The organism is Moorena sp. SIO4G3, from assembly GCF_010692305.1.
Taxonomy (GTDB): domain Bacteria; phylum Cyanobacteriota; class Cyanobacteriia; order Cyanobacteriales; family Coleofasciculaceae; genus Moorena; species Moorena producens_A.
In genome coordinates, this window is the sequence record NZ_JAAHIG010000022.1 from 1 (window position 1) to 14,270 (window position 14,270).

Annotated in this window: 15 protein-coding genes, 1 tRNA gene and 1 pseudogene; 7 read left to right on the forward strand and 10 right to left on the reverse strand. The window is 42.9% G+C overall.

The features are described from left to right. Positions 1 to 215: 215 nt before the first annotated feature. The 4 genes from F6J99_RS06160 to F6J99_RS06175 form a co-directional block, all read right to left on the reverse strand. Positions 216 to 289 (reverse strand) — tRNA-Asp (locus tag F6J99_RS06160). Positions 290 to 568: 279 nt separating this feature from the next. Beyond that, positions 569 to 775, reverse strand: a complete 207-nt coding sequence (locus F6J99_RS06165) for a hypothetical protein (protein ID WP_293112164.1) — start codon at positions 773 to 775, stop codon at positions 569 to 571. A gap of 92 nt (positions 776 to 867) precedes the next feature. After that, a complete protein-coding gene (locus F6J99_RS06170; RefSeq protein ID WP_293112165.1) occupies positions 868 to 1,965 on the reverse strand; it encodes an RNA-guided endonuclease TnpB family protein in 1,098 nt (365 codons plus the stop codon). Positions 1,966 to 2,317: 352 nt separating this feature from the next. Beyond that, the gene (locus tag F6J99_RS06175; protein ID WP_293112166.1) at positions 2,318 to 3,874 is read right to left on the reverse strand and encodes a TM0106 family RecB-like putative nuclease; all 1,557 of its coding nucleotides are present in this window, start codon (positions 3,872 to 3,874) and stop codon (positions 2,318 to 2,320) included. A 411-nt stretch (positions 3,875 to 4,285) separates the two neighbouring features. On the opposite strand from F6J99_RS06175, the gene psaK reads away from it, so the two are divergent. Further along, the gene (gene psaK, locus F6J99_RS06180) at positions 4,286 to 4,555 is read left to right on the forward strand and encodes a photosystem I reaction center subunit PsaK (RefSeq protein WP_293112167.1); all 270 of its coding nucleotides are present in this window, start codon (positions 4,286 to 4,288) and stop codon (positions 4,553 to 4,555) included. Between the two features lie 112 nt (positions 4,556 to 4,667). On the opposite strand, the gene F6J99_RS06185 is transcribed toward psaK, so the two are convergent. The 4 genes from F6J99_RS06185 to uvrA all read right to left on the reverse strand — a co-directional run bounded on the left by F6J99_RS06185 (position 4,668) and on the right by uvrA (position 9,982). Continuing rightward, positions 4,668 to 5,960: an FGGY-family carbohydrate kinase gene (locus tag F6J99_RS06185; RefSeq protein WP_293112168.1), complete on the reverse strand. Its 1,293-nt coding sequence runs from the start codon at positions 5,958 to 5,960 to the stop codon at positions 4,668 to 4,670. Positions 5,961 to 6,146: 186 nt separating this feature from the next. After that, positions 6,147 to 6,485, reverse strand: coding sequence for a XisI protein (locus F6J99_RS06190; protein ID WP_293112169.1), 339 nt, complete (start codon positions 6,483 to 6,485; stop codon positions 6,147 to 6,149). Continuing rightward, on the reverse strand, positions 6,470 to 6,889 hold the full coding sequence (locus F6J99_RS06195) for an element excision factor XisH family protein (protein WP_293112170.1): 420 nt from the start codon (positions 6,887 to 6,889) through the stop codon (positions 6,470 to 6,472). The genes F6J99_RS06190 and F6J99_RS06195 overlap by 16 nt, the downstream gene beginning before the upstream one ends. Before the next feature lie 108 nt (positions 6,890 to 6,997). Further along, entirely contained in the window at positions 6,998 to 9,982 is a 2,985-nt protein-coding gene (uvrA, locus tag F6J99_RS06200) for an excinuclease ABC subunit UvrA (RefSeq protein WP_293112171.1), read from the reverse strand. A gap of 252 nt (positions 9,983 to 10,234) precedes the next feature. On the opposite strand from uvrA, the gene F6J99_RS06205 reads away from it, so the two are divergent. Next, complete coding sequence (locus F6J99_RS06205) at positions 10,235 to 10,462, forward strand: hypothetical protein (protein WP_293112172.1); 228 nt, start codon at positions 10,235 to 10,237, stop codon at positions 10,460 to 10,462. Between the two features lie 19 nt (positions 10,463 to 10,481). Continuing rightward, positions 10,482 to 11,447: a potassium channel family protein gene (locus tag F6J99_RS06210; RefSeq protein ID WP_293112173.1), complete on the forward strand. Its 966-nt coding sequence runs from the start codon at positions 10,482 to 10,484 to the stop codon at positions 11,445 to 11,447. Between the two features lie 273 nt (positions 11,448 to 11,720). Here F6J99_RS06210 and F6J99_RS06215 read toward each other — a convergent pair whose 3' ends face one another. Beyond that, complete coding sequence (locus F6J99_RS06215; protein WP_293112174.1) at positions 11,721 to 11,945, reverse strand: hypothetical protein; 225 nt, start codon at positions 11,943 to 11,945, stop codon at positions 11,721 to 11,723. Between F6J99_RS06215 and F6J99_RS06220 the strand changes: the two genes are divergently transcribed. The 4 genes from F6J99_RS06220 (at position 11,944) to F6J99_RS06235 (ending at position 13,720) form a co-directional block, all read left to right on the forward strand. Then, a complete protein-coding gene (locus F6J99_RS06220; RefSeq protein WP_293112175.1) occupies positions 11,944 to 12,690 on the forward strand; it encodes a spondin domain-containing protein in 747 nt (248 codons plus the stop codon). The genes F6J99_RS06215 and F6J99_RS06220 overlap by 2 nt on opposite strands. Before the next feature lie 333 nt (positions 12,691 to 13,023). Then, positions 13,024 to 13,149, forward strand: coding sequence for a hypothetical protein (locus F6J99_RS06225; protein ID WP_293112176.1), 126 nt, complete (start codon positions 13,024 to 13,026; stop codon positions 13,147 to 13,149). A gap of 45 nt (positions 13,150 to 13,194) precedes the next feature. Beyond that, the gene (locus F6J99_RS06230; RefSeq protein WP_293112177.1) at positions 13,195 to 13,467 is read left to right on the forward strand and encodes a type II toxin-antitoxin system Phd/YefM family antitoxin; all 273 of its coding nucleotides are present in this window, start codon (positions 13,195 to 13,197) and stop codon (positions 13,465 to 13,467) included. Beyond that, a complete protein-coding gene (locus F6J99_RS06235; protein WP_293112178.1) occupies positions 13,448 to 13,720 on the forward strand; it encodes a Txe/YoeB family addiction module toxin in 273 nt (90 codons plus the stop codon). Before F6J99_RS06230 ends, F6J99_RS06235 begins: the two co-directional genes overlap by 20 nt. Before the next feature lie 443 nt (positions 13,721 to 14,163). Here the strand turns inward: F6J99_RS06235 and F6J99_RS06240 are convergent. Then, positions 14,164 to 14,270 (reverse strand): annotated as a pseudogene (locus F6J99_RS06240) (IS630 family transposase); the annotation flags it as partial.

Here is a 14,270-nt window from a genome sequence, read left to right on the forward strand (position 1 = left end):
AAGCCTAATACTGTTATTGCTTGGTTATTGCATAGGCGAATTGTACCACATTCCCAGAGGAGTTTTGTTGAAAACATGCGGGTATGTTACGCATGCGTTACGCTAATCATGTACTAGATTGCTACTCTATTGTACCTACAACAATCAACTACCCTAACTAGATCATCTTTAGGATCATCTTTATGAGCAGTCGAAAGCATCCTAATATTTTTCTACGGGACTGACGGGGCTCGAACCCGCAACTTCCGCCGTGACAGGGCGGTGCTCTAACCAATTGAACTACAGTCCCAATCTCCGAGCCATTTACTATTGTTATGTATGACTGGTGTATTTGTCAAGGCTTTTTTTGAAAAAAACCGAAAAATACTTTGAGCAGTCACTTTAGAGCTCTGAGCTCTCAGCCGATTTGCCTTGAGCTTACCCTCGACCAATGACCGAAGGCTCAGTTTATGGCTAGAACCAGTATAACTTATCCCAGCGCTAACGCAATAGGGTGGACTAATCACCCACCCTAGGACTCACTATTATTTTTTCAAGACCAAAAACCTTATGTACTGCTATGCCAGAATCACCGTTCTCTTTTGGTGTTAGAGACTTTTGAGATTAAAATTGCCTCTGAAGCCGTTCTGCTGAATGGATAAAATCGTTCCAGGCTAAGAATTAATAGGAGCATCAAAACCTGTACTGGCCAAGGTGCCATAGCAAAACCAAATATTAGACAGACAATGCTACTGCCTACTCCCAATAAGCGAGGGATTTCGTGAGAGACTCTCAACGATATGAAGATGCTCCCTAGGGCAGTTACGAGAAGAATTAGAAAAAGTGGAAGCATATTAATCACCTGTTCCATAAAACTTACACAAAAAGTCACAAAGTGACTTTTTGTAGTTTACTTCCTGCATCATCCAGGACTGTCGGCAGCACCCTGTCAGTCAGGCATTCCACCGTAGAACCTACGGCAAGACGTTCTAAATTGATTGCAGCATTAAGATCACGATCTTTAACCATGCCGCAAGCTTCACAGTTAAATACCCGAACGTTCAAAGGCATTCCCTGTTGATGTCCACAGTCTGAGCAAGTCTTTGTAGACGGATAGAATCTGTTGGCATAAATAACTTGAGAACCATACCATTGAGACTTGTACTCAACTTGTCGGCGAATTTCGTAGAAAGCCGAATCAGCAATTGCACCAGCGACCTTGTGATTCTTTAGCATTCCAGATACATTCAAGTCTTCTAGGACCACAGCACCGTGATTCTTGGTCAGCCATGAGGTTAACTTGTGAATGGTATCCTGGCGAATGTTCGTGACTTGCTGGTATGCCTTGGCTAACTTTAGTTTTACCTTCTGTCGGTTGTTTGAGCCTTTCTGCTTTCTGGCTAATTGCCGCTGAAGTCGAGCCAGTTTGCGCTGTGCCCGTTTGTATGCCCTGGGATTGTGGAACACAGAACCATCAGAGATGGTTGCGAGTTCCTTAACACCTAGGTCTACACCAATTGCAGCCTTAAGTTTGTTTGTCGGTTCAGCCTCAAACTCGTAAGCTACAGAAATAAACCACTGATCAGCTACCCGGCTGATGGTCAATCGTTTGGTCTGGACTTGTGGCAGTGGTTCATAGGTACTAACCCAACCGATAAATGGCAGTTTCAATCGTGTGCCAGAAAATTCCATCACTTTGCCGCAGTTATCCAGGGTGAAGCTATCATTCTTGCCTTTCTTTTTGAATCTGGGCTTGTCAGCTAACCCACTAAAGAAGCGGGTAAAGGCTTGACCCAAATGCAGAAACACAAACTGATAAACCCTGGAACTCAGGGTCTTTTGCCACAGATAATTAGGTTTAACATGATTGGTGTAGAACTTCTTTAATTTGTTAGCAGATGGCTTCAAGCCTTCCTTATAGGCTTCGTCCCACATCCTTAACGCCCAATTCCAAACCCAACGAGCATAACCTGCGTGTTGAGCCATAATTGACTGCTGATGGTTATTTAGCTTTAACCTTGTTTTAAAGGCTCGTTGCATAGCATCGATAGTTTCTACCTGATGTGGTTGTTTAAGTTAGCTTTTTACCAGTTGTGAATAGGCTGATCGGTTATGGAGAGCTTTTAAAAAAGCTCTCGATGCTAAGAGGCTTCTTACGGTTTAAGATACTTGGTCACCTGACTAAGGTAAATTATAGACCTCTAAAAATTATATAGAGGGCTCCCCTCCATGCAATGATGGTGAAAGCCCCCTTTAGATTTAATTTAGCATCTACCTATACATTGTGTGTGTAAGCTAGAGCACAAAAGCTAATAAGTTAAGAAATCGTTGCATAACTTCATGCTAAGTTTTGAAAGTTAATAGTATTGGGCAAAGTGTTGGGCAAAGTGTTGGGCAAAGTGTTGGACAAAAAGTTTACTAGCCACTCCTTGAGGTGATATGTAGCGCGGCAGTCATCTTCATTGTAGCGCTGGATCATTTCGAGAATAGAGTGATTGCCTGTTTTTAACCACTGGTCATACAAACACACAGATTGGGAGCCAGTCATATCCGGATCCCGCCACTCAAAGCCCAAGCATCTCGCCAGATTTTTCAGAGAATAACTCTCCACTGGCATGGTGACAGTATCAATAACTATTTGATGAACATCCACGAAACGATCTAGCAGGGGTCTAACTATCTGTCGTGGAGTTTGGTAAAGGGTTGCTAAGCGCTTGACCGTATCAACTTCATACTTGGAAAAATGGAAGATTGGGGCATCTGGATAACGCTCAACTAAGTCTAGAAATTGTAGCCAGATGAATCCTTCTTGCCAAGAATGTTCTGCGAATAGGTTATGGAAAGTCTCAGTTTCAGTGCGTCGATCAATCACCAACACCCCTAGCAAATACTCCAGGGGCAAATCAGGCTGTGCTTCAATATCAAAATAAAGCTCAACAGATGCTGTTGGTAAAGAGTTTTGATTCGGGAGGTCTGCCGAGATTTTGGCATTACCATTCCCTCGCTCTAGTTGTTCGTATTCAAGTATACTAAAGTAGTGTTTGGGATAAAGCAGCACCCGGTTTTGTACCTGAGATTGGGCTTGCTGCACCAGCTGGAAAGCTACTGAGCTACCAAAGCTTGGCTCTAATTCACTAATCGTGGACGTGGCTAAGGATTCGATTGTGGTTACTCCCAAAGCCTTCAAATCCCGATAGCGGCTGGGTGTTACTCCAGGCAATAGGGAAATGTGCTCTACAGATTTAGCGATCGCATAACAACTGTGATACCAACAGCAAAGACTACACCGCTGACGGGAAATGAACACCTCTGGTTCTTGTTGCTGCAATAGAGTCTCAATACATTCCGATAGCAGTTGTTCCATCAGTGGCACCCATCGTTCTATTACCACGGTGTAGGACTTTTGGTTACGCAAAATTAATGAGCCAGTGGTGGGCCACTGTCCTTGTACTGCTGCTAACAGCTGAGCGCGAAAAGCGGTAAGGATTTTATACTCTGGCTTGGGTCGTTTGCTGAGTTTAATGGTGGTGGGAACATAGATCCAATCACCAAAATTAGAACGTCCCGGCTGTTTGACCAGTAAATCAGGAAAACATAGCAATGTCACCCCGTCACCAGTTGGCATCAACAGTACCCCTCCAGAAATGTACTCCGTCCCTTGTTGCATCAGTTTCAAGGTAGCCTGTGCAGCAGAGTCCCAATCTGTTTTGGGGTAGCGGGGTGAGTGGTGGGGGACAGTAGCCAGAATCTGTTGTTTATGGTCTCGGCTTTTCTGTTGCAGTTTCAGCCGAAAATCTGAGGGTGGGTCTTGCTCTGTGGGATCTCCATAAATGTCCAAAAAAGCCCGACGCCGACAGCGTTTGTAATCTAAAAGTAATGCGTCCGTCAGCAGCATAATTATAGTTTCAGGTGACCCCGCATAGCTAGTGATACTCGCCGCTAGGCGTAAGATGTCACCAGCCATGCAGGATGAATTAATCCGGTCAACCCGGATTGATTGATCAATCCAGGGTTTATCCCGCTTTTATTAATTTATGTAAATTTACCGAAACATTGACTGAGCAACCAGGGATTACTTAACAATTATTTACATAAAGGCTTGATTTAATTTTACTGAATCCCACCGCTCAAAAGTCTAGTAATCACGGGCTTTCGCTCTCTAATCAACGGGAATCAAACCAATAGTGGCAACGGAATGGACTTTTCCAAAAAAATTAATTATGACACCGCGCTGGTAGAATCTTTATAAAAGATTAAATCTTTAAGAGATCACTGTAAGAGTCTATCAAAAACAGGAGAACACAAATTGACTTACTCAATCTTGCTTGCTGCTGCATCTGCCGTTCCCAACACCCTGGAATGGAGCCCGATAGTGGGAATCATCATGATTGTCTGCAATGTCCTAGCGATTGCCTTCGGAAAAGCTACTATCCAGAATCCTAGCGCAGGTCCCGCGTTGCCTATGCCTGAGTTCTTCGGTGGCATGGGTTTTCCCGCACTACTGGCAACCACCAGCCTCGGTCACATCATAGGACTAGGCACTATCTTAGGATTGGCTAACATGGGGATTCTCTAGAAGTTAGGAGCTTTGGGGTATAGGGCGAACGGGAGTAGAGATGATGGTCAGGTTGAACCAGGGGTGATGACTCAGAGCAGATTCTCACCCGATCACCCTACACCCGATCACCCTACACCCTATCTCCTAACAGGTATCCCTGCTTGGCCAATAGTGCTGTACCATAAGCAGCCGCTGTGTGAATAGATGGCAACATCGGTACCATGAGCTGACGCTCTCGAATCCTTGTCCAAGTAGGATTTTTGGCACCACCACCAGCTGTATATACACCGGTTAACGGACTTGCTCCAAGCTGTTGCAACAAACGATATCCCCTAGCTTCAATTCGGGCTATGCTTTCGAGGATTCCTTGGAGAAATTCCACGGAATTATCGGGTTTGGGTTCCAATCTTGGGGGGAGATCAGGGTCATTAATGGGAAAGCGATCGCCTGGTCTAAGTAAGGGATAATAATCCAGGGGACTTTCTTGCTCGGGATCGATTTGAGAGCTGAGACTTTCTAATTCTGTGTCAGTGAAAAAGTGGCGTAGCACTGCTCCACCCGTGTTCGATGCGCCACCTGTAAGCCATAAATTTCCCAATCGATGACTGTAAATCCCAAATCTGGCCTCTTCTAGAGGAGTGGTACTCAATAGTTTAAGTACCAAGGTAGACCCAAGGGAGGTTACCGCTTCACCTGGTTGTTTGGCACCACTAGCGATAAAAGCGGCAATACTATCGGTGGTACCTGTACAGACTAGACAATCTGGTGATAATCCCAAGCCGTGAGCTACCTCAGGGGTTACAACTCCAACTGGTGTACCGGGAGCCAAGACCTTGGGTAGCATGGGTGAAACCGGTAGCTGTTTGATCCAGTCAGGGTAGCACAAGTTTTCAGGATTATAACCGAGCTTTAAGGCATTGTGATAGTCACTAATGCCTAATTTGCCATGCAATAGAAAGGCTAACCAGTCCGCTTGATGGAGAAAGTATAGGGGATTAGTTTCAGCAGAGATATTGCTAATCAAATCTGTACAGTCATACCACCACAGAAGTTTGGCAAGGCTGGAGGTAGCACTTAAAACAACATGGTTGGGAGGAGCAATGGTTCTAAGTTGTTCCATCACAGCTACTCCTCGTGGATCGTTGTAAAGGATGGGTGCATCTACAGGTTGACCGATGCGATCGCATAACAAAACTGTTGCGGAAGTGCCATTAATTGCGATCGCATTAATGTCACCCTTGATTGACTGGGGAATTTGCTCAATCAGGGAAAATAATACCTTCTGCCACTGTGTTGCTGTATCGATGGTGATGGCTTGGAGTGGAAACGGATATTGAGTCTCGGCAAAGATAGTACCAACAGAGTCAATCACTACTGCCCGTGCGCCAGAGGTTCCGAAATCGATGCCTAGATAGACAGTCATTAGGGATTAGAATTTAGAATTTAGAATTTAGAATTTAGAATTTAGAATTTAGAATTTAGAATTTAGAATTTAGAATTTAGAAAGAATTTAGAATTTAGAAAGAATTTAACTTCATCCTACATTTTTTATTCTTCATTCTACATTCTTCATTCTTAATTTTTTTATTCTACATTCTGCATTCCACCCTTAGCCTACTGCAAAACCTGTATATTGTCTTACTTGAGGATGGCGGAAACCAAGTACAATATCGTTTGCGGGAATACCTGCTTCCAGTAAATCGGTAGCAATCCCCTCTTCCGTATCATCGTATTGAATCCAGATTTTGTCACCAATTAAATCTAGGTGAATCGGTGTAGCGTGTAGGTACTGGTCATCATTCCAACCGATGTCTAATACTAAATAGTGTCCTCGCTGATCATCGAAAAGCACTTTAGAGTCATAGCTGTCAGGTAGGGAAGCACGATACTGAGCGTGTTCCATTAATACTTTTTTGATGATATCTTGGTAGTTTAATCGGGTATCCATTGAATGAGGGTTTGACTATCCTGATCAAAAACAATTAATTTGATAATTTGGTTCCTTAGCAATACCTTTCCCAATTCTATGGTAAACACGTTTTTAAAGGTTAGTCTAGAAACGGCAAGATAAAGACGGCGCTCTACACCCATTTCATCGAGTACTTGACGATACAGAATATACTGCCCTAAAGCCTGCTCTAAATCTTTTACATCAGACTTTCCTACAAAACTCTTAACTTCAACAACAATTTTTTGGATTCCTTTTTCAGCACTAATTAGACGTTCCGCACCAAGATCAGCAGATAAGCGTTTGTTGCCTATCTGTAGGGGAAATGGATCATGGGTAATTGTCCAGCCATCCTTTTCTAAGGCACGCTTAACCGTATTGTGGTAGATGTCTCGCCTTGCCATGTCAATCTCTTCCCTCTAGCATCATCCTCAACTAGGATGGAAACTCAAATAGCGATCGCATCACAAAAGCCATTCCTGAAACATGCCCTACAACTAACCCACTGAACACTAAGCACTCAACAGTCCTTCCTGTCGCGGGTACTCCTGCAAAACCTCCTTCAAATACTTCCCCGTATAGGACTTAGGATTTTCTGCTACCTCCTCTGGTGTTCCAGAGGCAATTACTTCTCCCCCTTTATCGCCACCTTCTGGTCCTAAGTCTATTACCCAATCAGCACAGCGAATCACATCTAAATTGTGTTCAATCACCAAAACTGAATTTCCTTTATCTACCAAGCGCTGCAATACATTCAACAAGTGATGAACATCATAAAATGACAATCCTGTTGTCGGTTCATCGATTAAATACAGTGTCTTTCCCGTTGCCCGACGCGACAATTCTGTTGCCAACTTCACCCGCTGTGCTTCTCCACCAGATAATGTTGGTGCTGGTTGCCCTAAGTGGATATATCCTAACCCCACATCTACTAAGGTTTGTAACCGAGATGCTGCTCTTGGAATATTCTTAAATACCTCCAAGGCTTCTGCCACTGGCATATTTAAAATATCAGCAATGGAATATCCTTTATACTTCACTTGCAACGTTTCTCGATTATATCTCGCTCCCTTACAAATGTCACATTGTACATAGACATCGGGCAAAAAGTTCATCTCAATGATATTCACACCCTGTCCCGAACAAGCTTCGCAACGTCCCCCTTTGACATTAAACGAAAATTGCCCTGGCTTGTAACCTCTGGCTTTAGCTTCAATAGTTTTAGAAAATACCTCTCGAATTGCATCAAACACTCCTGTATAGGTAGCAGGATTAGACCGGGGAGTGCGACCAATGGGAGATTGATCGATTACGATTGCTTTATTAATAGCGTTGAGTCCCTCAACTTGATCCAATTGTTTGGGGAAGGGGACTTTACGAGTCAGATGATGTTGTAATGCCGGGTAAAGTAATTCATTGACTAAGGTAGATTTCCCAGAGCCAGATACACCTGTAATTGTGACTAACTCACCTAGTGGTATCTCTACCTCAATGTGTTTGAGATTGTTACGATGAGCATTTTTAATCACCAAGGAACGACCATTACCCTCTCGACGTTTACTAGGGGTTTCAATTACTTGCCGTTTTGATAAATATGCTCCCGTCAGGGAATTATCAGTTGTGATTACAGTCTCTAAATCCCCTTGAGCAACAATTTCTCCCCCATGAATTCCAGCTTTCGGACCAATATCGACAATATGATCGGCAGTGCGAATGGTTTCTTCATCATGTTCTACAACAATCAAGGTATTCCCCAAATCCCGCAATTTGATCAGGGTAGTCAGTAACCGTCCATTATCTCTTTGGTGCAATCCAATACTTGGTTCATCTAATACATACAGAACTCCAGTCAAGCCTGCTCCAATCTGAGTCGCTAGGCGAATTCGCTGAGCTTCTCCACCCGAAAGGGTCATGGCTGGACGGTCAAGGGTAAGATAATCTAATCCTACATCAAGCAGAAATTGTAATCGGGCTTTAATTTCTTTGAGGGCAAGGTCACCAATTTGAGCTTGGCGGGGGGAGAGTTGTAAATTATCAATCCGTTGACGACATTGGCGAATTGAGACACTAGTTAAATCATCAATATGATATTGTCCTAACCGCACCGATAGTGATTCTGGTTTTAGCCGTTTACCATGACACTCTGGACAGGGTTGATAAATTAAATACTGCTCTAGTTTTTGTTTTGATGCTTCCGAACTAGTGTCTTTATACTGTTTTTCTAGAATCGGGATAATGCCAGCATAGCGCTTGTAGTACCCTTTTTCTTTGCCATAAGCAGAATCATTTTGAATGTAAATTTTTTCGTCGGTGCCGTAGAGCAGAATGTCTTGTTGTTCAGAGGTTAGCTGATTCCAGGGAGTTTTGATTTCAAAACCATAGGCTTCTCCTACGCTATAGAGTAGGGAAATGTAGTAGGTGTTGTCTTTTTCTGACCACGGGGCAATAGCACTATATAAGGGTTGAGTAGGGTCGGGTACTACTAGTTCTGGAGAAAAGGTTTGTAAATTCCCGATACCGTGACAAAATGGACAAGCACCATAGGGGGAGTTAAAGGAAAATAATCGGGGAGATAATTCTTCCATTACTGCCCCATGTTCTGGGCAAGCAAAGTTTTCTGAAAAGACGATTTCTTGAGGAATGTCTTGGTCAGATGAACTGCCATTTTTTGGAGGAGTACGTCTATAATTATGATCAGATTTGACTTCTGCTGACTGTGCTGATGTATTATCTAAAACTTGGATAACTGCAATTCCAGTAGAACGTTTTAAGCAAGTAGCAAGGGAATCGGTAATCCGTTCTTGAATACTAGGCTTTTTGATGAGACGGTCAACCACCACTTCAATGTTGTGGGTATAATTTTTATCCAGTTCGATGGTATCGGAGAGGTCAAAGGTTTCACCATCGACTCTCACCCGCACAAATCCTTCGGTGGCTAAGCTGGATAATAGTTTCTTGTGAGTGCCCTTTTTGCCTCGGATAACCGGAGCCAGGATATGGAAGCGAGTCCGGTCAGGGAGTTCCATAATGCGATCGCACATCTGGTCGATGGTCTGGGGCGCAATATTGCGATCGCATTTGGGACAATAGGGTTCACCAGCTCGTCCAAACAGTAATCGCAGGTAATCGTAAATTTCTGTAACTGTACCAACGGTGGAACGGGGGTTATGGGATGTAGATTTCTGGTCAATGGAGATAGCGGGGCTTAAGCCTTCGATGGCATCCACATCCGGTTTATCCAGTTGTCCCAGGAATTGACGAGCATAGGCACTAAGGGATTCTACATAACGGCGTTGTCCTTCCGCAAAGATAGTGTCGAATGCCAGGGAGGATTTGCCGGAACCGGAAACACCAGTAAAGACAATAATGCGATCGCGTGGCAGTTCCAGATCAATATTTTTCAGGTTATGCTGTCTAGCCCCCCGAATCCGAATGGTGTTTTGAGCAGAGTTAGGGGTGTGGTCCTGGGTTTGGTTGAGGTTAGAGGATTTTGGCATGACCGACAGCGGCTTTAAACTCCTTAACAATAGTAGCGCTATCCGTTGCTATAGTAATGTTCAATAAGCATTCAGCCGTTTGCCGGACGCCCTCTAGCTTTCAGCTTCAGCGATCCCAGACTTCAATTGTATAGTTTTTGTATAGTTTTCAGTAAGCTCGAGCACACTCCAAAGCCCACTCCCGAGCTCCTGAGTCCCCCTGCAGATTCAATCTATAAATTATAGAGAATAGATACAGCGTTTTTCATAACTATGAGCTACACAGGTTTTTTGCCCTGTTCCCTGTTCCCAGATCCGCTGTTCCCTGTTCCCAGATCCGCTGCTCCGAAGTCCCTGCTCCCTAAAATCTATAACGAAAGTACCTCACCCAATTCAAAACCGCTGTATTATAGTTACTTAAACCGACATGATCTGACCATTACGTCTAAGTCAAATGATATTACTATGGCATCGAAAATTCTGGAATTTTTTGCGCAGTGAAAACCTTGACAAAGTAATAATGATTATTATTATTATTATTACTATTAACACTATCACTATCTCCTGGCTGGAACCAGATATCTCAAAAGCAGATGCTTTCTGGTGGAGCATCGTCACCCTAACAACTGTTGGCTACGGTGATATCACCCCTGTCACAGTTGGTGGTCGCTTTATTGCTATTCTCGATATGTTTGTGGGGATTGGATTCTTAGCCATCTTCACCGCTACCCTCGCTGGTATTTTTGTCGATCAAAAAATCAAAAATGATCTAGGTATGGGCTCTTATAACTTTAACAATCATTTGATTATTTGCGAATGGAATTCTAGAGCAAAATTCATTATCAATGAGTTGCGAAAGTTTCCTAAAACTCAAGATGAAAAACTTATTTTAATTGCTAATATAGACCGGAAGCCGATCGAAGACAATAATTTGTTTTTTATTAAAGGAAACGTAAGTGATGAAACCTTGATTCGAGCCAACTTGATGCAGGCTAGAACTGTTATAATTTTAGGGGATGACAGTATAGATGACACAGCTCGCGACGCAAAAGTTATACTATCTACCCTGACAGTAGAGAGTATTAATCCCAACGCTTACACAGTTGTGGAGCTGGTAGATGAAACTCATGTTAAATCCTGTCAGCGGGCTAAGGTTGACGAAATAATCGTTAGTAGTGAGTTAAGTAGCATGCTCATTTCCCAAGCTGCTCTTAACCATGGAATTACCAAAGTTGTCTCGGAAATATTAAGTACTCAAAGTGGTAACAAGCTTTATAAAATTGCGATTCCTGACTCTCGGGTTGGTAGTTCCTTTATGGAAGTATTTACGTATATGAAGCAAGCCTACCAAAGTATTGTCTTAGCGGTACAAAAAGGAATTGAAGGAGACGTAATCTCCAATCCACCAACAGATTATAAACTTGAGAATGGTGACTATTTAATTGTCGTTGCTCAAGAGGAACCACGAGCGCTACAGAAATCTTAAACGAGAAATATTAAACGTAAGTTTGACCTGTGACCTGTGATGTGTTAATTGACCATTGTAAATGGTTAATTGTCAAGAGTTAATTATAATTTTCATTAAATTCACGAACATCCTTCCAGGATAAGTAGTCAACTAGAACTAATATCACGTCGTCATGATTCCAGGCTAAGAGAGGCTGGAAATTATCAGTAAATTATCAGCAAATTTTCAGCCTCTGTTCAGCAACAATTAAACCAAGAAACCAATAATTCTAGTCAAGCTACTAACCTAAAATTATCCACTTGATGGGGTGCCAGCAAAATCAGTTTTAAACACTAAGTTTTGAACACTTAGCTGATTAACTCTACGGATAATGATGTAGCTGCATAGATAGTTGAGCAACACACTCATTGACAAATCTACCATATTGATATCTTTGATCAGGATCACCATGAAGCATTCAATTATTAAATCACTCAAAATCGTCACCATGGTTACCGTAACCTCTACACTAGCCATGGCATCTAGCGCAACAGCAGCTACCCTCAAGGTGACAATTGAAAGCCTGGCACCGGAAAACGGCACCTTATTGACTCCAGTCTGGGTTGGTTTTCATAATGGTCTGTTTGATATTTATGATCGAGGTGAGGCAGCTTCACTAGGACTTGAGCGCATTGCTGAGGATGGCAATGCAGCAGTGCTTAGTCAAGAGTTTTTTGCTAGTGGTGCGGGTTCAGTTGATGGGGTAATTCCTGGTCCAAATGGTCCAGTTGCTTTTGGGGATATTGCCCAAGCCACATTTACTGTAGATTCTACTAGCCGTTACTTCAGCTACGCGGCAATGATTCTGCCCAGTAATGATGCTTTCATTGCTAATGGCAACCCCTTGGCTGTTGAGATTTTTGATGAAGAAGGTAATTTCACTGGAGCTGACTTTACCGTTCTGGGTTCTCAAGTTCTGGATGCAGGTACGGAAGTTAACGACGAGCAGGAGACGACTACTGCCTTCTTCGGTCAAACTATTCCTGATACCGGTACACCAGAAAACGGAGTAGTTACCCTGCATCCAGGTTTTATCCCAGGTGGACCGATTTTATCAAGTGAGACGTTTGCTCAAGGTGACTTCACAGTGGATGGCTACCAGATAGCACGTATCAAAGTCGAGAAAGTGCCAGAATCGTCTACTACTGGAGCATTACTTGCTATCGGTGGGTTGTTATGGCTGGGTAGCCGCTGGCGTCAGAGTCTTAACAGATTCGCGTAAATCCCTTTGGCAATTGACCATTGACAATTTTCAATTTTTTTCCCTTCTTGATTAACAACACTACATAACTAGTCAACATAAGTAGTCAACTAGACTCAAGTTGACACTCCCCGGTCTAAAGACGCGGGGATTCTTGCTTGGCCGTAGGCCACGCTACGCGAACAATGAGTCAACTTGCTCAACCAGACCGGAGCCAGGAAGAGTAGAGGTCGATTAGAGTCGATGTCCGGTATTATCCGGAGCACCTCTCCTTCAAATCCGAGCGTGAAACTTTCGCCTCACTCGGCTCCTAGATATTCTTTACCTTTCGGTTTTGCCCATATGGATTAATTGATGACACCTATTACCCACTACCCATTACCTATTACCTATTACCTATTACCCATTACCCATTACCCATTACCCATTACCCATTACCTATTACCTAAATATGTCAACTATCAGCCCACCCTAGCCTAGGGAATGAGATCACTGGTATACTTAAGGACAAATGAGGAAAAAACAGTGAACTCTATTCCGTTCAAACAATTTAAGACTAACATCCAAGACTTGATCAAAAAAGTCATTACTCAGCATATTGCCCTCAAAATCACCGATCCCAATCAGGGAGACTTTATTATTCTTAGTGCCGAAGATTGGGAACAACAACAAGAAACCTTGTATGTTTTACAAAATAGCAATTTAATGGAACAGATTAACTGTTCTCAAGCTACCCATTTCCAAAATAAAGGCTACTCTCCCAATCAGCAAGAACTAGATGAGATCCTTAGTATTTGAGGGCAAAACTTGGGAAATTTACGAAGACCTTAGGCAAAAAGACAAAAAACTCCATAAAACCCTTTGTAAAATTATCAAAGAAATGCTGAGAGAGGATCCCGCTAAAGGCATGGGAAAACCTGAACCGTTAAAACATAATTTATCGGGGTTGTGGTCAAGAAGAATTTCTCAAAAAGATCGCCTTATTTACAAATTTGATGATAACTATGTTTATATTTTTGCAATAGGTGGTCATTACGATCAATTTAATTGATTTTAGTGCGTTCGCTTTTAGCGGCTCCTTGGCCGTTGGCCACGCTACGCGAACTAATGGGTAATAGGTAATAGGTAATGGGTAATGGGTAATGGGTAATAGGTAATAGGTAATAGGTAATAGGTAATCGGGAATCGGGAATGGGGAATTTAGAATCGGGAATCGGGAATCGGGAATCGGGAATGGGTAATAGGTAATAGGTAATAGGTAATAGGTAATAGGTAATAGGTAATGGGTAATAGGTAATAGGTAATGGGGAATCGGGAATGGGGAATGTAGTTAAACCAGAAACAAGCAGGTAACCCGCCCCTACATGGATGTATACTTGAAATGCAGGAGAGAATTACTTACCCTAGAGGCGGTTGTTTGTCAAATCACACAGAATCAGACCTCAAAAACTGTTGCCTAACTCCCATAACCTATTATAGCAACCGCCACAGCGGTTAGGACGCTATACCCAAGACATACTCCATCGCATCCCGTAGACAATCAAACTGCTTAAGTTGTTTACGAATACGACTTTTGAGCCAAGACCAGCATCGCTCAATCT